At 54.8% G+C, this 19,656-nt stretch carries 20 protein-coding genes; 7 read left to right on the top strand and 13 right to left on the bottom strand.

From position 1 onward, the window contains the following. The first annotated feature begins 84 nt into the window (after nucleotides 1–84). From NBV64_RS00145 to NBV64_RS00135, 3 genes are all read left to right on the top strand, one after another. Nucleotides 85–678 carry a TRAP transporter small permease subunit gene (locus tag NBV64_RS00145; RefSeq protein ID WP_060186779.1) on the top strand — a complete coding sequence of 198 codons (594 nt, stop codon included), beginning with the start codon at nucleotides 85–87 and terminating at the stop codon, nucleotides 676–678. Continuing rightward, nucleotides 675–2,444 carry a TRAP transporter large permease gene (locus tag NBV64_RS00140; protein WP_250756381.1) on the top strand — a complete coding sequence of 590 codons (1,770 nt, stop codon included), beginning with the start codon at nucleotides 675–677 and terminating at the stop codon, nucleotides 2,442–2,444. The genes NBV64_RS00145 and NBV64_RS00140 overlap by 4 nt, the downstream gene beginning before the upstream one ends. 70 nt (nucleotides 2,445–2,514) lie before the next feature. Further along, nucleotides 2,515–3,189 carry a GntR family transcriptional regulator gene (locus NBV64_RS00135; RefSeq protein ID WP_026483969.1) on the top strand — a complete coding sequence of 225 codons (675 nt, stop codon included), beginning with the start codon at nucleotides 2,515–2,517 and terminating at the stop codon, nucleotides 3,187–3,189. 85 nt (nucleotides 3,190–3,274) lie between these two features. Here NBV64_RS00135 and NBV64_RS00130 read toward each other — a convergent pair whose 3' ends face one another. Genes NBV64_RS00130 through NBV64_RS00115 form a run of 4 tightly spaced genes read right to left on the bottom strand, consistent with a single transcriptional unit; the run spans nucleotide 3,275 to nucleotide 6,796 of the window. Further along, nucleotides 3,275–4,711, bottom strand: a complete 1,437-nt coding sequence (locus NBV64_RS00130; RefSeq protein WP_250756379.1) for an NAD(P)/FAD-dependent oxidoreductase — start codon at nucleotides 4,709–4,711, stop codon at nucleotides 3,275–3,277. Beyond that, entirely contained in the window at nucleotides 4,704–4,994 is a 291-nt protein-coding gene (locus NBV64_RS00125) for a (2Fe-2S)-binding protein (RefSeq protein ID WP_250756378.1), read from the bottom strand. The genes NBV64_RS00130 and NBV64_RS00125 overlap by 8 nt, the downstream gene beginning before the upstream one ends. Then, nucleotides 4,987–6,216, bottom strand: coding sequence for an NAD(P)/FAD-dependent oxidoreductase (locus tag NBV64_RS00120; protein WP_250756376.1), 1,230 nt, complete (start codon nucleotides 6,214–6,216; stop codon nucleotides 4,987–4,989). Before NBV64_RS00120 ends, NBV64_RS00125 begins: the two co-directional genes overlap by 8 nt. A 43-nt stretch (nucleotides 6,217–6,259) precedes the next feature. Then, nucleotides 6,260–6,796: a helix-turn-helix domain-containing protein gene (locus tag NBV64_RS00115; protein ID WP_026483973.1), complete on the bottom strand. Its 537-nt coding sequence runs from the start codon at nucleotides 6,794–6,796 to the stop codon at nucleotides 6,260–6,262. A 360-nt stretch (nucleotides 6,797–7,156) separates the two neighbouring features. On the opposite strand from NBV64_RS00115, the gene NBV64_RS00110 reads away from it, so the two are divergent. The 3 genes from NBV64_RS00110 to NBV64_RS00100 all read left to right on the top strand — a co-directional run bounded on the left by NBV64_RS00110 (nucleotide 7,157) and on the right by NBV64_RS00100 (nucleotide 10,388). Then, nucleotides 7,157–8,071 carry a Rid family hydrolase gene (locus NBV64_RS00110; RefSeq protein ID WP_230940662.1) on the top strand — a complete coding sequence of 305 codons (915 nt, stop codon included), beginning with the start codon at nucleotides 7,157–7,159 and terminating at the stop codon, nucleotides 8,069–8,071. Nucleotides 8,072–8,114: 43 nt separating this feature from the next. Further along, the gene (locus NBV64_RS00105) at nucleotides 8,115–9,038 is read left to right on the top strand and encodes a dihydrodipicolinate synthase family protein (protein ID WP_240209139.1); all 924 of its coding nucleotides are present in this window, start codon (nucleotides 8,115–8,117) and stop codon (nucleotides 9,036–9,038) included. Nucleotides 9,039–9,203: 165 nt separating this feature from the next. Beyond that, nucleotides 9,204–10,388, top strand: coding sequence for a porin (locus NBV64_RS00100; protein WP_250756375.1), 1,185 nt, complete (start codon nucleotides 9,204–9,206; stop codon nucleotides 10,386–10,388). Nucleotides 10,389–10,532: 144 nt separating this feature from the next. On the opposite strand, the gene NBV64_RS00095 is transcribed toward NBV64_RS00100, so the two are convergent. The 6 genes from NBV64_RS00095 to NBV64_RS00070 form a co-directional block, all read right to left on the bottom strand. Further along, the gene (locus NBV64_RS00095) at nucleotides 10,533–10,988 is read right to left on the bottom strand and encodes a GFA family protein (RefSeq protein ID WP_060186784.1); all 456 of its coding nucleotides are present in this window, start codon (nucleotides 10,986–10,988) and stop codon (nucleotides 10,533–10,535) included. Between the two features lie 67 nt (nucleotides 10,989–11,055). Beyond that, a complete protein-coding gene (locus NBV64_RS00090; protein ID WP_042485083.1) occupies nucleotides 11,056–11,346 on the bottom strand; it encodes a helix-turn-helix domain-containing transcriptional regulator in 291 nt (96 codons plus the stop codon). 180 nt (nucleotides 11,347–11,526) lie between these two features. Further along, complete coding sequence (locus tag NBV64_RS00085) at nucleotides 11,527–12,357, bottom strand: alpha/beta hydrolase (protein ID WP_250756373.1); 831 nt, start codon at nucleotides 12,355–12,357, stop codon at nucleotides 11,527–11,529. A gap of 7 nt (nucleotides 12,358–12,364) precedes the next feature. Further along, the gene (locus NBV64_RS00080; RefSeq protein ID WP_250756372.1) at nucleotides 12,365–13,399 is read right to left on the bottom strand and encodes a TRAP transporter substrate-binding protein; all 1,035 of its coding nucleotides are present in this window, start codon (nucleotides 13,397–13,399) and stop codon (nucleotides 12,365–12,367) included. 39 nt (nucleotides 13,400–13,438) lie between these two features. Then, nucleotides 13,439–14,728, bottom strand: coding sequence for a TRAP transporter large permease (locus tag NBV64_RS00075; protein WP_250756370.1), 1,290 nt, complete (start codon nucleotides 14,726–14,728; stop codon nucleotides 13,439–13,441). Beyond that, complete coding sequence (locus NBV64_RS00070) at nucleotides 14,728–15,210, bottom strand: TRAP transporter small permease (RefSeq protein WP_045930463.1); 483 nt, start codon at nucleotides 15,208–15,210, stop codon at nucleotides 14,728–14,730. Before NBV64_RS00070 ends, NBV64_RS00075 begins: the two co-directional genes overlap by 1 nt. A gap of 478 nt (nucleotides 15,211–15,688) precedes the next feature. Here NBV64_RS00070 and NBV64_RS00065 point away from each other — a divergent pair, with 478 nt between their 5' ends. Next, complete coding sequence (locus NBV64_RS00065; RefSeq protein WP_060186788.1) at nucleotides 15,689–16,156, top strand: GNAT family N-acetyltransferase; 468 nt, start codon at nucleotides 15,689–15,691, stop codon at nucleotides 16,154–16,156. Between the two features lie 170 nt (nucleotides 16,157–16,326). Here the strand turns inward: NBV64_RS00065 and NBV64_RS00060 are convergent, their stop codons facing one another. From NBV64_RS00060 to NBV64_RS00050, 3 genes are all read right to left on the bottom strand, one after another. After that, nucleotides 16,327–17,028 (bottom strand): pseudouridine synthase, encoded by a 702-nt coding sequence (locus NBV64_RS00060; RefSeq protein WP_250756368.1) that lies wholly within the window; start codon nucleotides 17,026–17,028, stop codon nucleotides 16,327–16,329. A 669-nt stretch (nucleotides 17,029–17,697) separates the two neighbouring features. Next, complete coding sequence (locus tag NBV64_RS00055; protein WP_250756367.1) at nucleotides 17,698–18,516, bottom strand: pPIWI-associating nuclease domain-containing protein; 819 nt, start codon at nucleotides 18,514–18,516, stop codon at nucleotides 17,698–17,700. A 75-nt stretch (nucleotides 18,517–18,591) separates the two neighbouring features. Continuing rightward, the gene (locus NBV64_RS00050; protein WP_250756366.1) at nucleotides 18,592–19,500 is read right to left on the bottom strand and encodes a hypothetical protein; all 909 of its coding nucleotides are present in this window, start codon (nucleotides 19,498–19,500) and stop codon (nucleotides 18,592–18,594) included. Nucleotides 19,501–19,656 lie beyond the last annotated feature (156 nt).

Here is a 19,656-nt window from a genome sequence, read left to right as displayed (position 1 = left end):
GCTACAGAGCGGCTTGCACACGGCCGCCATCAAACACTCCCCGGCAGCACAACGACGAACACAACAATATTCGCGGAGACAACAATGACTGCATTGAAAACCATGGTGGGGGGAATAGACCACCTGAACCGCTGTATCGGATTCATCATCAAATGGCTATTGCTGGCCACCACCATTTTGAGCGCCAGCAACGCCATCACTCGCAAGGCTTTTGACCTGAGCTCCAACGGCATGCTGGAAGCTCAGTGGTACCTGTATGCGGCTGTCTTTCTCTTGGGAGGAGGCTACGCATTTCTGCATAACAGCCATGTTCGTATCGACTTCGTTTCCACCCGCCTGGGGGCGCGGGGACGCAACCTGGTGGACATCGCCGGGATTGTTGTCGTCCTGATCCCGTTCTGTATTTTTGTCATCAACCTGAGCTGGGGATTTTTCACCGCCGCCTGGCATTCGGGTGAAATGTCCGGCAATGCCGGCGGGCTGGTGCGCTGGCCCGCCTACCTGCTGATTCCTGCCGGCTTTAGCCTGCTGTTGCTTCAGGGCTTGGCCGAGCTGGTCAAACGTATCCTGTTCCTGACAGGCAAAGGGCCGGACTGCATTGCTGAAGATAATGCCCAGGACACGCCTATTCATGTGCCAGCCGAAGCGCTATCGACCGCACAGGAGGGCGCACGATGATTGCCACCTTTATCACGGACTACTTCGTCCCCATCATGTTCCTGAGCCTGATTGTGCTCTTGCTGACCGGCTTTCCTGTGGCCTTCGGACTGGCCGCCACCGGCCTGGTATTTGGCGTACTAGGCATTGCACTGGACCTGTTTCCGACCAATCTGTTCCAGGTTTTGCCGCTACGCATCTTTGGCATCATGCAAAACGAAACCATGCTGGCCATCCCCTTTTTCACGCTAATGGGCATCATCCTGGAACGCTCGGGCATGGCCGAAGACCTGCTTGAAACCATGGGTCAGCTCTTTGGTGCTGTCCGTGGTGGCCTGGCCGTTTCGGTTGTCCTGGTAGGGGCCCTTCTGGCCGCCTCCACCGGCGTCACATCGGCTGTCGTAATTTCCATGGGCCTGATTTCCCTGCCAGTCATGCTGCGCTATGGCTACAAACCGGAGATCGCCACGGGTGTCATCACCGCTTCAGGCGCTCTGGTACAGGCACTGCCACCGTCTCTGGTCCTGATTGTGATGGCCGATCAATTGGGCCGCTCAGTCGGAGACATGTACGCAGCGGCACTGGGCCCTGGTCTCCTGCTGCTGGTGATCTACATTACATTCGTCATTGTTCTGGCCTTGATCCGTCCTTCCTGGATGCCAGCACTGCCAGAACAGGCCAGAAGTCAGGTGACGGCCACTGGCGCAAGTGGACGACGGTCGCTGGGCATGTTGGTCCTGCTGTGCGCCTTCATCGGATTCACCTGGGCAGGCCTGCACAACGAAGTCATGGCCCAGGTCTTTTCCCAGCCTGCTCAAGCTCCCACGGATCAAGTGGCCATCACCGCTCTGGTTGTCGCCTCCATGAGTGCGCTGCTGTTTGCCACTGTGAACCGGGTTACAGGCTGGGGTCTGCTCTCGCAACTGGCCGAACGCTTCGTCTTCGCCCTGATCCCGCCAGTCATCCTGATCTTTCTGGTCCTTGGCACCATATTCCTGGGAATTGCCACCCCAACAGAAGGCGGGGCCATGGGTGCAATTGGCGCGCTGATACTGGCCCTGATACGCAAACGCCTGAACTGGTCCTTGCTCAATCAAGCTCTGGAAAATACCGCCAAGCTGGCTATTTTTGTGATGTTCATCCTGATTGGCTCCACCGTCTTCAGCTTCACATTCAGTGCCGCAGACGGCCACCTGTGGGTAGAGCACCTGTTTGATGCCATTCCCGGCGGCGAACTGGGTTTTGTCATCGCCGTCAGCGCCATCATCTTTGTGCTGGGCATGTTCCTGGACTTTTTTGAAATTGCATTCATTGTGGTGCCCTTACTGGCACCCGTCGCCAACAGTCTGGGCATTGATCTGATCTGGTTCGGGATTGTCATCGCCCTGGTCCTGCAAACCTCCTTTCTGACACCCCCGTTCGGTTTTGCCTTGTTGTATTTGCGCAGCGTGGCACCCCGATCCGACTATGTGGATTCCGTTAGCCAGCAAACTATTCCAAGGGTTCGTACCCAGCAGATCTGGAAGGGCTCAGCCTACTTCGTCGTACTACAATTGCTGGTGGTAGGAATCGTCATCGCCTATCCGCAACTGGTAACGGGAGGCCTGCACAAGACAGTCAGCCTGAGCGAAGAAGAAATCCTGCTCCAGCTGAACCGTCCCGCCCCCATGCTCAGCCCAGGTGCGATACAGGCAGACGATCCGCTAAGCAACCCGTTCGAGGTACAAGCGACGTCAGACCAGGACCCCATGGCGGCGCTCTTGCAATCCATGCGGACCACGCCCTGATGTAAACCCAGGGCCGCAGCCAGGCTGCGGCCTTAACTTGTTTTTTGTTTGTAGCGGAGTTCCAGACCTCATGCATGCCAAGCTTTCCGGTAAGTTGCAGGCCCGTCCACACTATGTAGACGAGGTCTACCGCATCCTGCTCGATGCCATCAGCGACGGCTCTCTGGCCCCCGGCTCGCGCATCACTCAGGAAGACATTGCCGAGCAGCTCAACGTGTCCCGCTCGCCGGTGTTGCAGGCCATCCAGTTGCTGAAAAAAGATGGGCTGCTACAAGATGCCGAAGGGCGGGGCGTCATGGTGGCCCCACTGGATCTGGAACATATCGGGCACCTGTATCAAGTTCGTGGCGCATTGGAAGCATTGGCTACCAAACTGGCGGCCCGTCAAAGCGCCGTACTGGACCCTGACCTGATCCGTCTGGGCCGCAAGGTTGCTCGTGGTCATGACGTACGCGCCATGATCGAAGCCGACGAAGCCTTTCACAAAGCAATTTACGAAGCGTCAGGCAACCCCATGATCGCCGAGAGCGCACAGGTTCATTGGGTACACCTGCGACGTGTCATGGGGGCGGTACTGCAATCGGCAGAGCAGCGTCTGTCCATCTGGGACGAACATGAAGAACTGGCTGCGGCCATTGCATCGGGCGACGAAGCAGGCGCCCTTGCCATCTGCGAACGGCATATGCACAACGCCAGCGACAAGCTGCTGACTCGCCTGCAGGAAATACTGGAACAGCCAGTGTAAGAACAATACAAAACCAAGGACAGAGCGCCCCTGTAAAAAAGGGGCGTTCTTCATTGCACTGTACGTCCTGTGTTAGAAGCCCCTCTTACTCCATATGCGCCAACGCCGCGACCGGCACAGGCTTCACTGGCGCTTGAGCCTTGTAAATTCCCACTTGATCTATGCCCCGGCCCAAACGGCTGGCCAGCATCTGCGCCACGGTGTGTTGGCAGTAGCGCCCCTGGCACATGCCCATTCCGGTACGACAGGCCAATTTGATGCTATTGATATCCGTCACATAAGGATGGGCGTCCAGAAACTGATTCACCTCCTGTGCCGTGACTTCCTCGCAGCGGCACACCACTGTATCCGGGGTGATTGCCTGGGCCAGTGCCTCCAGCTTGGGGGCAGACAAGGCAATAACGGTGTCGGTAAAACGACGATTACGACCCAGGCGCACTTGCAGGTCAGCAATGGTTTTTGCTATCTCTGTCTCGGCAACTGGCTGCTGCAACTCCAGCACACATTGCCACGCGGCCAACTCACCTTGCAAATGGGCATTGAATGCCCCTGCAATGCCTGTCTGCTCTCCAGCAACCAGCACGCCTGACTGAGTGCTGTGCAGCCTGTCATCATGCTGCACTAGCCAGCCGCCAGCAGCACTGTCCCACCGCACGGCACAGCCTGCCTGGCGCGCCAATTCAGTACTGGCAAGCAGGCCATAACCCACGACCACCGTATCTGCCTCTACACGTCTTTGTGTGCCCGCGATGGCGTGCCAGTTTTGATCCACCTTACATAGTGTGGCAGCCTGAACGGACTCGTCACCATGGACACGTTCTATACCCGTAGCAAAGCGCAAAGGCACACCATGACGACGCAGTTTCAACAAGATCGCCAGCAGCTGTTTAACCAGCCGGGACTGTCCCGGTAGAGCACGTGTAGCGCGCAGCATTTCCTTTATGGACGGCAAGCTGCGGGCGATGGCAACTTCGGCAATCTGTGCACCGGCATCCAGCAACAACTCAGCGACCAGAAGCAGCAGGGGATGGCCGCCCACCAACAGAAAACGCTGTCCCGGCATCAGGCTTTGGCTCTTGATCATGGTTTGCACCCCACCGGCGCTCAGCACGCCCGGCAAGGTCCAACCCGGAAAGGCCACGGGCAAGTCATAGGCCCCGGTCGCAATCAACACCCGGCGTGCTTTCAGCACGGAGGCGCCCTGTGGGCCAGCAGTGCCGATCTGATGCACATGCTCATCCTGCGGGTCGTCAAAAATCCCCCACACCAGGGTACTGAAATGCCACTGCACAGCCGTGGTGGCCCGTGCCCAGGCAAACAAGCTGTGTGAAAAAGGATAGGTGTGCATGGAGTCCGGGTCCGCTGCCGCAAACTCCTCGGGTGCCTGCCGGAATACCTGTCCGCCAAAGCGCGGCTGCTCGTCCAGCACGGCCACGCTTAAACCCTGCGAGCTAGCCACTCGAGCCGCAGACAGTCCTGCCGGACCTGCCCCCACAATCAATAAATCCAGAATGTCAGACATCGTCGGCTACCTCGATCTGCATACCGTTAAGCACCGTAATCATACAACTGCGCTGCCCCTGCACACCGTCAATGGTCACGATGCAGTCAAAGCACACGCCCATATTGCACACCGGACGACGTGGCGCACCACTGGCGGTGCGACGAAAAGCACCGACTCCGGTCGCCAGCAAAACCGTCGCCACGGTTTCACCGAGATAACAGGCTGTCTCATGACCATTGATTGTCACCACAGCTGGCTCGAAGCGCTGGCGTTTATGCAGCAAGCGTTGTGCGTCAGGCAAAGGTCAAACTCCTAAAACGATCAGGATCGTAGGCAGAGATATCCAGGCTGGGCGGCTGGCCCAGCATCTGCGCTACCAGCAAATGGGCGTAGGTCAAACCCAGGGTGAAGGCGGCTCCACCAGTGGCAATGAACAAACCGGGGCGGTGCGGCACTTGGCCCAGCAATGGCAGTTGGTCCGACACCAAAGAGGTCACCCCGGTCCAGGAGCGCAAGACAGGCAAGGAGGCCAGTTGGGGGACGACACTGCAGGCGGTCTGTACGCTGCGTTGCAAAGAATCCAGGTTCAGACTGGGCTTGCGTTCCAGAGCTGCGATCCCATTACGGTGATGCAGTGTGGAAGGCCAGCCGCCGCCAATCAGCACCGTGCCTTCAGCCGTTTGCTTCAAGGACAGACGTCGTCCCACGTGCTGGAACAGGTAATCCATAAAGGGCGCGGTGCGTGCGGTGGCCGTCATGGTCAGGGCAATCGGGCTGACAGGTAACTGCGAGCCGGTCATTTGCGCAATACGCCCGGACCAGACACCGGCCGCAATCAGAACCTGCTTGCTGCGACATTGCTCGCCACTGAGCACTTGGGCCTGCCAGTCAGAACCCAAACGCTTCAAGTCCACAACCTGGCATTGGCTGACGATCTGTGCTCCCAAGGCACGTGCGGCGGCGGCCAGGGCCAGACTGGCACGGCGCGGGTCGGCCTTGCCTTCGTCAGCACAAAAAGCCCCCATCAGCACGGAGTCCGACAAATAGGGCGCTTTGGCTTGTAACGCGGCCCGGTCCAGCAGCTCGACCTTCAGGCCGGCCTGATTTTCCAGGCGGCTTTTTTGTTCCAGAACCTGGGCTTGCTGTGCCGTTTCCGCCAGCATGAAGCCGCCTTTCTGGCGCACGCCCACCGACACACCCAACTGATCTTCCAAAGCCCGCCAGCGGGCAATGGCGTCCACATGCAAGGGCATGGCTTGCAAGGCGCGTTTGCTGGCCTCCAGGCCCGCCTCGATCATGCGGTATTCCATCTGAAAATGCAGGCTGCCCGCATTCTGGCTGGATGCCTGCAGGCCCAGCTCACCTTGTTCGATCAAGGTCACGGGCACACCCGCCAGGCTCAGGTAATAGGCAGCGGCGCAGCCCAGCAGCCCGCCGCCAATGATCAGGACATCCGTCCGGGCGGGCAGAGTGCCGGAGGCACAGGCAGGAGGGGGGGAAAGAGAATCAGGCTTGGGGCTCATAGTGTAGTGATGCGGTACACCGTTCGCCCCAGATCAAGACCAATCAGGGGACGGGCGGGGTAATCGACATGATGATTTCCGCTTCCTCCGTTCCCCGGTTCAGGTAACGGTGGCTTTGGCGTGCATCAAAGCTGATGTTCTCGCCAGCTTTGACGTCAAAACTTACCTTATCAATCTCTGCAGTAATGACACCCCGGACCACATACACACTTTCCAGGGACGGGTGCGACATATCGTCCATGGACTGTTGACCGACTTCGTAAACAGCCCGGAACACTTCCATCTCGCCATTGCCACGGGTGAGCCGTTCATAGACGACGCCCCCACGCGGGCCACGCAACAACATGCGTTCACCAGGGCGGCTGATCCATACCGACGGCCCCTTGCTGGTATCCATGAACAAGGAAGACATGGATTCCCCAAAGATCCCGCTGAGCTTGCGCAGGGTCGTCAAACTGGGTGTGGTGACACCGCGTTCTACCTGACTGAGCAGCGTGGGCGAGAGCTTGACCATCTGACCCAACTCCCGCAGGGACAGACCCTTGGCCACGCGCAGCTCATGAAGTCGTTTGCCTATCATTCTGAAGTCCTATGTTCGTGTAGTTATGTGTAGCCGAACTTCACGAATTATAGGGTAAGAGAGGCAGCCTAATGGTGTGCAAATGCATGTTCCGAAACTGCACAAACCGTGCAGTTTCAGTGCTGAATTCTTCCAGACTTTACACGTGTGCACAAGCACTTTACACGTCACATCGATATAGATCTTACAGAAACAAATCACAAGCCATTGTTTATAAACAATATTTTACCTAGGGAAAATACGTAGTCTGGTTTTTCAACAAAAAACTACAGGCCTAAAGTATTATTTAACCGTAAATTATGTGCAGTTTTATTGCACAATCTTGTATACAGCCCCCGTACGGGCATAAACGGAGACTTCATGACATCGCCTGTTTTGCCATTGGCTATTGAACAAATTGATCACGCCGCCTGGACCGTACCCGATCTGGATGCGGCCATTGCTTTTTATGAACGCCTGTTTGGTGCCCGCCAACTCTACCGTCTGGGGCCCATCAACAGCGCTGACCTGCCCCGTTCTGCGCAAGGCAAAGACTGGACCCACGCCCACCTGGACATACCCGATGCCAAGCTGGAACTGGCCTTTATGGTGCTGCCCAATGGCTTTCATATCGAGCTGTTTGCCTACGCACAACCTGCCAGCGACACCCAAAGAGCCCTGAAGTCCAACCATGTGGGTGCACATCACCTGGGTTTTCTGGTGGCCGATCTGGATCAGGCGGTGGCACAACTTGAACAGCACGGCTGCACAGTATTGGACCGTATCGCCTTTGATTCTGGCCCGACCGCCGGTGCTCAATTCCAGTACTTCACCGACCCCTGGGGCAATATTTTTGAGCTGGTCCAGCGCAGCCAACCACTGAACGCCCCCCAGGGCCGTGAATGCGTGAATCCGGCATCGCTCTACAACAGCACCAACTTCGGTTTTTCGCACGCGGTCGTGCAGGACAACAGCCGCACCGTGCATCTGGCCGGACAAGTCGCCTGGAATGGTGAAGGGCAGTTAGTGGGCGCAGGCGATCGCATCGCACAAACCCGCCAGGCTTTGCAGAACCTGAAAACCGTCCTGAAAGAAGCCGGTGCCAGCCCGCGCGATGTCGTGCGTTTGCGCACCTACCTGGTCGGCCATACACCTGAAGAGCTGGGCCCGATCTGCGCACTGATCAACGAGTTTTACGAGGGGGCCGAACCGGCTGCCAACACCTTGCTGGGAGTCGCCAATCTGGCGCTGCCAGACATGCTGGTCGAGATCGAAGCCACGGCACGTCTGCCCTGAGCCAAAGGCCTCCTCTTTTCTTCAACCCATACAAGTGACACACATGAGCAAGAAACACCGGGTGAACTGGAAGGGCTATATCCCAACCATCATCACCCCTTTTGATGAAGCACGACAGCTGGATGTACCGGCACTGCACAGCATGCTGGAATGGCTGCATGCCGAGGGCATGCACGGTCTGTTTGTAGGCGGCACCACCAGCGAATGGACCAGCCTGTCCAACCAGGAACGGGTAGAGCTGTTCCGCGCCAGTGCCGACGCCATGCGCGGCAAATTGCCTTTACTGGCAGGCTGTACCGGCTACACACCCGCCGAAGTAGTCGCTCTTGCTCAAGAGGCCCAGGCACTGGGCTATGAAGGGGTCGTGATTGCGCCGCCCCCCTATGTACGCCCCAATGACAAGGAAATACTGGCCTTTTACCAGCAGATCGCCAAAGAAATCACCTTGCCTATCGTGATTTACAACTGGCCTGCCGGGACCGGAATCGATTTGTCGGTGGATTTGCTGGAGCAGCTGACAGATATCGATGGTGTCGTCGGCATCAAGCAATCCAGCCCCAGCATTGAACAGTTCATCAAGACGCTGTTCCGCCTGAAAGACAAGGTCCGTGTGTACGGCTTTCGCATGGACGAACACGGCCTGTCCCTGCTGCAAAGTGTGGACGGCGACGGCACGATTGGCGCAGGCGGCGTGTTGGGCCGTTATCAGCCCGATTTTTACAACCACATCTGGCGCGGCGATATAGACGCCGCCCGTGCCTGCGGCCAGAAAGACATACAGATCCTGCAACGCTGGTACACCCCCGAGCTGATCGGCCGCTACGGCTCTTCACCCTCGGTACTGAAAGTTGCATTCAAGATGCGCGGCGTACCCGTGCAGCCCTATGTACGCCGCCCCATTCTGGAGGTCGAGGACACCGAGATAGAAGTGATACGCCAAACTTTGGTCGATCTTGAACTGATCTAAGACCCCTGCCGCGAGTACCGCCGGTACTCGCCCCACACCCCCTTCGCTGGTACACGGCGCAGGCACTTTGCCCTGCCTGCTTTGTTGCGCCTGTTTCTTGCTGCATCACTTGCGGTAGGGGGATTGCTGCACGCTTTTTTTATCTACCACGAAGGAGAAGAGGAATTGAAAACAAGAAATAAAACCGCGGTCAGTACGGCCCTGTTTTTACTGATGGCCAGCTCGGCAGCCCACGCATCCATCACCCTGTACGGGATTTTGGACACGGGTATTGGCTACGACATGAACAAGGGTAATAGCAGCTACAGCCGGGACCGGACTGATGCCACCGAGTTCAAGACTTCACGTCTGGGCCCCAATAGCGGTGTGCACTTTGGCAGCCGCTGGGGTATCCGCGGCACGGAAGATCTGGGCAACGGATTGCAGGCCAAGTTTGTGCTGGAAAGCGGCTTTGATGTGCCTACCGGCAAGTCCATTCAGGGTGGTCGCCTGTTTGGCCGCCAGGCCACACTGGGTCTGGCCGGCGAGGACTGGGGTCAGGTGGATTTCGGTCTGAAGAACAATATGCCGACCGAATACTTCAGCATGGCTCACCCCTTGGGGGGCGGTGGTGGAATTGTAGGCTTTGGATCGACCTTCAGCGTGGCCAACACGGTGCGTTATGACAACCAGATTCAATACCAATCGCCCACGCTGAACGGCTTTCAGTTCGGTATTGGCTATTCCTTCAACATCAACGGGCAGCAGCACTGGGATAGCGAGCGCCCGGATGGCACCAACAGCAAGGACAACAACATCCGTGCAGTGACCACCGGCCTGCGCTACAACAACGGACCCTTGAGCGCCGCTCTGGTCTACGACCAACTGCACATCAATAAACAGTCTGCCAGCGGCGCACGCCCTGCCGCCGACTCTACCCGTGTCAGCGCCTGGGCGGGGGCGGCCAGCTACGACTTTGATGTGGTCAAAGTGTTTGCCGGCATCGGCCAGACTCGCGACGGCCTGTTCGCCACCCAGGTCTTTGGCCTGAGCAACGTCACCAACCCGCTGCCTTCCTTTGCAGCAGTGCCAGGCCTGCGGATCAACTCCTACTCTTTTGGTGTGACCACACCATTGGCAGGCGGCCGCTTCTCGCTGGGCTGGAACATGGCAGATCCACGCAACTTGCCAGAGAGCATTACCGGCCCCAATGCGCAGACCAAACGTCAGCATGTGTACTCGGTGGGTTATCAGTACGACCTGTCCAAGCGCACCATGGTGTACGTGTACGGCGGCTATGCACAGAACCTGACCTTCCTGCCAGACGCACGCGCCACACAGCTGTACGTAGCCTTTAACCACAAGTTCTAAAGCGGGACGCCCCTTCGGGGGCCACACCCTGACTCGCTGTACTGTTTTTCCGTAGATACGCGATTCTGTTCCGCGATATCTGTTTTTATACGCCCCTCTACGCTAGTCGTAAGGGGCGTTTTTTTAACCACCGGGCACGCAACGTCAGTCGTCCTGCGCCTGGGGATTTGCCTGATAACGCAACCAGCCAGCAATCACACTGCCACCGCCCGGACGATCCTTGGGATGACTACGGCCTTCATTAACCGGTACTTCTTCAAAGTCGAAGGGGCTCATGCCCTCAATACAGGCTACGTTCACTCCATACTGCTCCGGGTTGGAACGGCGCTGATGGAAGGTATAAATCCCGCAATGCGAACAGAAATAATGCCGGGCCTGCCCGGTGTTGAACTGATAAAGCGTCAGTGCATCCTGCCCTTGCTCCACCTGAATATCGGCCAGGTTAGCCGACACCGCCACCGCGCCACGCATGCGGCAATAGGAGCAATTGCAACGGCGCGCCGAACGCAGACCATCGGTCAGCTTCACATTGAAACGAACGGCTCCGCAATGGCAGGCCGCTTTATGCACAGGGCGAGTATCAGGGGTGTTTTCAGTCATGAATGGCTTTGAATCACAATAAGTCCAGGGCGGGAAATGTCATGCTAAATCATGATCCGCCAGAAGCCTACAAAGGCTGCACCGCAAGACGCAGGCCCATTGCCTTCAAAATGGCCGTCAGGCTGCTCAAGGCCGGATTCCCCTTGGGGGACAAGGTCCTGTAAAGCTGCGTCGGATTTAACTGCGCCTGCTCGGCAACTGCCTGCACACCACCAAAAGCCTGTGCCAATTGACGCAACACGATCAGGAGTTCGGCCTGATCCCCGTCCTCCAAAATCTGATTGATAGTCTCTAATGCCAAGGCCGGATCACTGCGATACAGATCGGCCATAGCCTCATCATGTGATCTGCTTCTCATGGTCTTTTCTCTCCTGCCAGTCCTGCCAATAAATAAGCGCCCCATGCGGTCTTTCTGCGTTATTTTCGTTTAAAGACGAATTATTAACAATGAACAAAGTTAAAGAGAATCAAGCAGGCACAAAAAAAACGGGCCAAAGGCCCGGTAAAAGTGGTTTGTCTAATGAAAGACAGAGATAACTCAGTTGCTTGCCAGCGCGACCAGGCGCTCTGACAGTACGGACTCTTTAACGGCCAAGGCCGCAATTACGTTGTAGTGATTCGTTCCCGGCAAGCTGCGATACACCGTATCCCCCCCTTGTCCCGACCAGACCTTGGCCAGTTCCTGACTTTGACGATGAAATTCCGAGGTTTCATCATCGCCTACCCAGGCCTCGAAAGGCTGCCCATTGGCAGGGGCAGGCCAGAACAAGGGGCTGGAGGCTCGGGCGGTATCGGCATTGAGCTGCAAGGCGTCATTGATGCCGATATGCGTCAGCGGTTCCAGGTCATACAAGCCGGACAAACCCAGGCCCGCCTGCAACATGTCGTGGGGCAGGTCCGACGCAAAACCGGGCCAATCCGTAGCCAGCAGGCAAGCTGCCAAATGCCCTCCTGCCGAGTGTCCTGCCACCACGATCGGACGCTTGAAACGTCGCCAGACCGTCGCACAAGCCAGGCGCAGCTCATCAATGATCTGCGCCACGCTCGCCTGCGGGCACAAGGTATAGGTAGGCAATACCGTAATCAGGCCGTTATCCACGCTGCCTTGTGCCAGATGGCTGAAACGACGCTGGTCCATGGACTGCCAATAGCCACCATGAATGAACATCAGCACCGCCGCATCCGGGCGTTCCACAGCCGGAAAGTGAATGTCCATGACATTACGCGTTTCCGGGCCGTAAGGCTGATTGGCTTCATGACGCGAACCAGCCCGAAACTGCTCGGCCAACCCCGACCACGAGGCCACAATCTCCTTATGGTCGGGCACATGCCAACTGGCGTTGTATTCACTTTCCAGATGCTGTGTCATGACGGGCTTAGTCCTTGGGAACGCCCAATTCAGCAGCCACGCGATGCAGCTCGGCGCGGTAGAAGTTCAGCGCTTCCTGAGCCTCCACACCCTTGGCTTCGCTCAACCATTGCTGCTCAATCACCGCCAGCTTGGTCTTCATGGCTTCCAGCTGCTCGCCTTCAATGCGGTGCACCTTGATGCCTTCAGCGCTCAAGCGATCAAAAGCCGCCATATTGTTCTTTTGCCAGATACCCGAGAAACGCTTGACCAGTGCTTCACCTGACAAGGCATCAATCGCGGCACGGTCGGCCTCGCTGATACGCTGCCAGCTGCGCTCGTTAACCACCATGAACTGGCTGGAAGCGGAGAAACCACCGGGCAAGATGAACAAGTTCGGCATGAAGCGCGCCAGATTGAAGTCGATCACCGTGGTGTAGTTCTGGAACATGCCATCAATAATGCCGCGCGAAATCTGGTCATAGGCTTCGGTCAGCGTCGAGGAAATCGACACCAGACCCAGCAACTTGGCGATACGCTCCACCAGCACACCGGGAATACGGATCTTGGTGCCATCCAGCTTGTCCAGGCTGTCTACCTTGGCGGCTGTCCACAACTGGTACGAGCCAGGAACCCACGCGCCCAGCAATTTGGTGCCGGCGTGCTCGTTCTTGCCCATGAAGTACTTCTGATAAGTACGCCAGTAGGCCTGCGAGTTCACCTGAGCGTTCTCGGCCGTCATGGGCAACTCCACCATTTCCGTCAACTTGAAACGCTCCGGGGTGTAGGAGTGCACACCAATGGTCATGTCCGCCACACCATTACGCACCAGATCGTAGTGCGAAGCCGGGGTGCCCAGAGGCGGCAAAACCTGAATCTTCACCCGTCCTTCCGTTGCCTGTTCCACATCCTTGGCCCAAGGGTTCAACATCTCGGTCACCATGGGATGGGTGGGTGGCAACCAATTGGAAAAACGCAGCGTGACGTTCTGTGCCTGAACGCTGGTGCTGGCTGCCAGGGCGACTGCCGCTACCCCCACCCATTTGCTAACTTGCTTAATCATGCTTATTCCTTCGAGAAAATCAGATTCAATAAAAATGGCTTACATCAATGAGGGCAGAAACAAAGCAATGCCGGGAATGCCAATCAAGAGCGCCAGGCGCAGCAGATCAGCAAAGACAAAATAGATAACGCCGCGGTAAATGGTGCCCAGCGACATGGACGGCACCACTGAATTGAGCACAAAGACATTCATCCCCAAGGGCGGTGTGATCAGGCCCACTTCGATCAAGGTGACCACCAGAATGCCGAACCAGATCGGGTCCAGGCCCAGATTCGTGATCAATGGGAAGACAATGGGCAAAGTCAGCAGAAGCATGGACATGCCTTCCAACATGCAGCCCAGGACCAGGTACAGCACCACAATGCCCAGCAAAATGCCCCAGCCTGGCAAGTCCCATTGCTGGACCGCGTCGGACAACATGGCGGTAAAGCCGGCCACGTTCACAAAGGTGGTGAAGATCTGTGCCCCCACCATAATCACGAAGATGGCGGCACTGGTCATGGCGGTTTCACGCAGGGCACCCATCAAGCTCTGCCAGCAAAACTTGCGACGCCAAATCATGATGAGCAGCGCACCCACCGCACCAATACCGGCCGCTTCAGTCGGCGTGAACAAGTTGCCGTAAATCCCGCCGATGACCAGCAGGAACAACAGTAAAACGGCGCCGACACTTTTCAGGCCGCGAATGCGCTCCAGCCAGGAACTACGCTCTCCTGCCGTTGCCAGACCGGGAGTCATGCGAGTGGCCACCATCACCGCAACGATATACAACACCATGCCCAAAATACCGGGCAACACGGCTGCAATAAACAGCTTGCCAATATCCGTGCTGGTCAGCACGCCATAGACAATCAGGGGCACGCTGGGCGGGATCATGGCACCCAGGGTACCGGCCGAGGCAATAGCGCCGCCTGCCAGGGAATCGGCATAGCCATAGCGCTTCATGGAGGGATAGGCGACCCGAGCCATAGTGGCCGTCGTCGCAAAGCTGGAGCCGCATACGGCCGAGAACATACCGCCCGACAGCACCGTTGCAATGGCCAGACCGCCACGGCGATGGCCTACAAAGCGATAAGCCAGATCGAACAGATCTTTAGAGACATCCGCCCGTGTCACCAGATTGCCCATCAGGATGAACAGCGGGATGACGGACAAGTTGTAGTTATGAACCAGGCGATACGAGGTTTCCGCAGCCATATAGGCGGCCGGGCCCCAATCAACTACGTAAGCAAAGCCACCAATACCAACCAGAGCCATCGCCACCGCGATGGGTACTTCCAGGACCATGAGCACGATCAGGATGATCATGCCAGTGACAACGACAGTCATTATTTTTCCTCAGCGAGCTCGTCGCCGTCAGCACTGAACAGTGCGGCCAGCGTGGACAGGGCGCACATCACCGCTGCAAAGTAAGCAAAAGGCGCCAATGGCAGGTCTGCAAATACCGCGCGCGAATTGGTCTGCGCAAACTGTGTACCCAAGGCCCACAGGTGATAAGCCAGAAAGGCCATCAGCACACCTGTCGCCACGCGACTGCACCAACGCAACAGACCTTGCACCAGCACGTTCTTGCCCACCAGAGAGCGCAGCAAGGACACTTTGACGTGCTTGCCACTCAAGGTGACAAAGGGCAGGGCGGCAAACACCATCACCCCGACCAGCACCTCGGTTAATTCAAAAGCGCCAGACAGCGGCCGCACGAAGCTGCGCATCATGACATCGGCAAAGGCCACCGCCATCAAGGCCAGAATGGCCAGTGCGGACAGCCCGAACATCCAACTACAAACATGACGCAAGAAACGGGTCTGCATCAATCTCCTCCCCTCTATAGGCATTGCGTGTAAATTTCAGTGCCTCGTGTAAATTTCGTGCATTAAATGTACACAAAATTTGCCCAAAAACAGTGTGATATTACTTTAAACCTCTAGTTTTTTGAAAAAAATAAGCTTGGGGTTTTCCATTAAATATTTATAAAAAACCTGAATACACAAGGGTTTCAGAGCCTCATTATGAAACCCGGGCAAAGAGCTTTCAGGAAAAAGACGGTCGTAAAGTACGTGCACAAATACTTTACAAAAACAGGAGTAAATGTACAGAAGCGGCTTTCAGGACGAAAAGGTGTACAGAGAACGAAGCTGGACCCAAGCTTCAGGCTTGCATGAAAGCGGATTACCCCTTGTTATTGAAGGGATATTCTGAACAGAAGATTTGCCTCCTCCCCGTGCCCGGCCTACCATCAAGGCGCTTCTGTTTTCGCTTCCGCTTTATTACTGACCAAGAGCCCGAACCATGCCCACCCTACGTCCCGCCCAACTTGCCGACATTGGCACGATTGGAGATATGTACGCCGAGCTATTCGCCCACATGCATCATTTGCAGCCGCACTACTACCTGCAAGCACGGCAGGACGAGGGCTTTATCCAGTCCATGATCGAGTCGGACCAGGCAGCCTTGTTTGTGGCCGAGAAGGACGATCAGGCGCTGGGTTTTATTATTGTTCAGCAGCAAAAGACCCCGCCGTACAACTGCATCACGCCGCATGACTTTGCCTATGTGATTGATCTTGTCGTGACGGAATCGGCACGAGGCATGGGACTGGGCAAACTGCTGATGCAGACCGCCCAGGAGTGGGCACAAGTGCGTGGACTGGACTACATCGAGCTGGGAGTCTTGAGCAATAATCGGGGTGCTATCGCTCTGTATGAGCAACTGGGTTATGAACACAACACCAGCATCATGCGCAAGGCGCTTAAATAAGGCAGGACACCGCGCCACCAGCCACTTTGACAATTAATTCAGGTACAAAAAAGCGCTCAAACAGAATGTGTTTGAGCGCTTTTTTTGACTGGTTTCCCAGTGTCAGGACATCAAAGCCTTGGGCTTGATACACCTTTGACTTATCAAAGCCATACCCAAGGGCCAGGAGTTCAGCCTTCTTCTACAAACTGCTGCACCTCGGCAGGCGTTAAGTAGCGCGACTCGCCTGGCTCCAGGCTGTCGTCCAGGGACAGAGAGCCAATACGCTCGCGATGCAAGGTCTGAACCAGATTCCCCAGAGAAGCAAACATACGCTTCACCTGATGGTATTTCCCTTCCTGGATGGTTAGCCTTGCGGTACGTTCATCAATGCGTTCCAGCACGGCTGGCAGCGTCGGCTTGTCCTCGCCATTCAACAAGATACCGGCCTTGAACAGTTCTTCTGCATTATCAGGCAAAGGCTCTGCCAAGGTCGCCACGTAGACCTTATCGCATTGATGGCGGGGCGAGATAATACGATGCGTCCACTGGCCATCATCCGTAATCAAAATCAGCCCAGTGGTATCCACATCCAATCGACCGACGGTGTGCAAGCGCTCGCGCTTTTCTACATCGATCAGCATCATCACAGACGGGTAAGCACTATTTTTAAGGCTGCACTCGTAACCAGCGGGCTTATTGAGCATGATGTAACGCAGGCCAATCAGGGCAAGCGGCTCATCATCCCAGCACACTACATCGCCCTCTTGTACAACGTAAGTGCCTTTGGTCACTACCTCGCCATTGACGGTGATTTCTCCGCTTTTAAGCACTTTACGCGCGTCTGAGCGACTCAGATCCGTGCTCTCACCAAGAAACTTGTCCAGTCGCATTCCATTTCCAAACAAAGAATTATTGAATAATTTACAGCGTCTTTACGATCGATCAAGAGGCCTTGCAAGGCCGACGCCAGTTGCCACCATCAGATCCCACGACCCTTCTTTTAGTTCGTTCTGAAGCAGGGTGTATCACTGCAAGTAGACCACATCAGCTTGATTCCGCGCCTTTCCATTCCTGGCGCGTGACGCCATTGCCACCAACCCACCAGGCAATTGATCAGTCCGTGTCTACTGACAAAAATTAATTGAGCCTGCCCAAAGACGCTGAATCTTTAAGACTCAGAGCTCATCAGTCATCACCAAAAAAATGAGCCCCAGCAGGAACGCCGGAGCCCATTTTTCTTATCCGCATCACTGCGAGGTTTTTCACAAATTTCTGAGATCAGTTTTCATCAAACCGAACAGCTTTCAGGAACTGTGAACACCGACAGCCTTTGTAGGATCCGATTTGAACTTAGATTGGCAACTTTCAAAATCAATGCACTAGAAACCTAGAATAGGACGGCTTTGGTCGATTCGTCCCAATTTTTTAGATTTTCCTATTTGGTACAGATGTTATTAAGTGCTGACCATCTTGCCGGTTCAACTTGACCAACAGGGTTTGCGAAAACTGGTCAAAGCTTATTGGAGGCATGGGCGCCAGCTGCAACTTATTATTAAATTCTATTCGTACCAGTCCGAAGTATCAATTTGAATTCCCTCGGCCTCAACTATTGGCTTCATGGGTTGATCAACCGTGGCATACCCAGAAAACGTAAAGGGATACTCATCATTCAGTTGGGCATGATCATCATCCCGCCCCCATTCCATAGAAATATAGGCTGTTCCTTCACCGGAGAATTCAATAGTTCGTGCATTTATTGCTGTAATTTCCCAACTTGATATCTCAGTTCCTTCGATGATGCTGTTAGAGCTAAGGATATCAATCTGAGCGTTGGTCTCTCTCAATGATGCGGCAACTACAGCCTGATCAATGTGATGATGCAGGGATTGCTCAAGCTCGCTACTAGCATCTTCTATTGCAGCAAATATCATCCAAAGTGCTTCAATCGCATCTTTGACGCGTTTTTGCCCTTCATCACCATCGAGGTCAAATGTTTTAGGGCCTACATGAGTTAGCTTTGAAAGTGCATCAATGCTACTTTTCACGTCTGGCCAGGTTTCTTCAAGCTCGATGTTCAAGTCGGTTTTAGTGAATTCATCACTGAGCCCTTTCTGCACTGCATATTTGAATCGCTGGAACCGCGTAAGGCGACCTTCTTGAATATTTGTATCTTGAACAAACCAAGAACACTTTTTCACCATTTCATCTGGCGCGAGACGCTCCATCACATGCCGAAAAAGCTCCCGAAGTGAAAAAGCAAAGGCATTGAACTTAAGCGGGTTACCATCTTGATCTAGGAAGTCCAAGGCTCCTTTGAATAGCTTCTGCTCAAACTCAGTGGCCAAGCATCGTTCAATTTGTTCTTTGAGCATCTGCATATGACACTCCATGAAATTTAACGCCGACGTTCAACGGCCGCCATAAAAAGTCCGCTGAAACTAGAAATTGGATTTTCAGTATTCGCGTATCTCGATCTCTTCGATATTTGCGGGCTTTAATAGTGCGTTCAATTTTTCAACCACATCCTTACGCAACTTGTTTAGTTGGTCTTGTAGAGAACGATCTAATATTTCAATGACCGTCTGATGTTCTATGATTCGCCCCGTGTTTATCCCTTCTGTGGCAATGGCTCTTATCGATTGCAGTTTTTTCTTGATGTCTTTTATTTCGGCTGAAGTCGTTTTCGGGACACGGCACTGATCGATGACATGTCCCGATTTATCTTTCAATACACCAGTAGTAACGGCTTGCTGCAAGAGAGATATTGCTTCAATAAAGTCGGTCGCCCGGTTTTCGAGATGAAATGCAGTTCTAATAGCAGGGCGATCGAACGCGACAACCAGCATTTGAAGATAATGTTCATCCTCGGAATAGCGCTGCCGATATTTCAAAACGTTGTCGTAGTATCGATACATAAGACTGACGTTGCTGTTTAATGCTTCTACGTAATCGTCCCAAAACCAAAGAGAGACTTTCATTGCGTGACCATTATGGTTGTACAGCCGAACGTATTCCTGCAAGTGGGTATCTCTTGGTCCAGTTGTTGCTATGACAAAACGATTTAAATCGGGAGAAAATGATTTCGCGAATGAAATTTCGGCGTCAATCTCCAAGGTCGTTAGTGAACTTGATGGAGCAGCTACACCATTGAGTTTCGTTTTTCTTTTCTTGCATTGGACCCCCGTCTGCTCCTTAGCTCCATAGTTGTAGCCAAATACATCTACGCCTGACTGGCTTTGCCCCTCGCGTCCATTGCGTTCTGCATAATCGTCGCCCCATTTTTTTCGGCATAAATCAAGGGTGAGTAGCTCGAAATCCTGCCAGTAGCTTGGAGGGGGAATCTCTGCAAAAACATTTCCCATAAATGTCCTGAAAAATCCAAATGAGATTTATATAGCCAATCTTATGCGGTATGCACGATGACCCACCGGTACACACTTGGCTGAAATATTTAGGAAAGCTCGTTAATCAAAACTTCACGTGAATCGTGTTTAGATGTGCAAAAGACGGAATCTGAT

Origin of the sequence: Alcaligenes sp. DN25, assembly GCF_023674485.1 — a bacterium.
Lineage (GTDB): Bacteria > Pseudomonadota > Gammaproteobacteria > Burkholderiales > Burkholderiaceae_B > Alcaligenes > Alcaligenes phenolicus.
The sequence above is the reverse complement of the archived record's forward strand: the minus strand, read 5'-3'. Positions and strand labels throughout refer to the sequence as shown.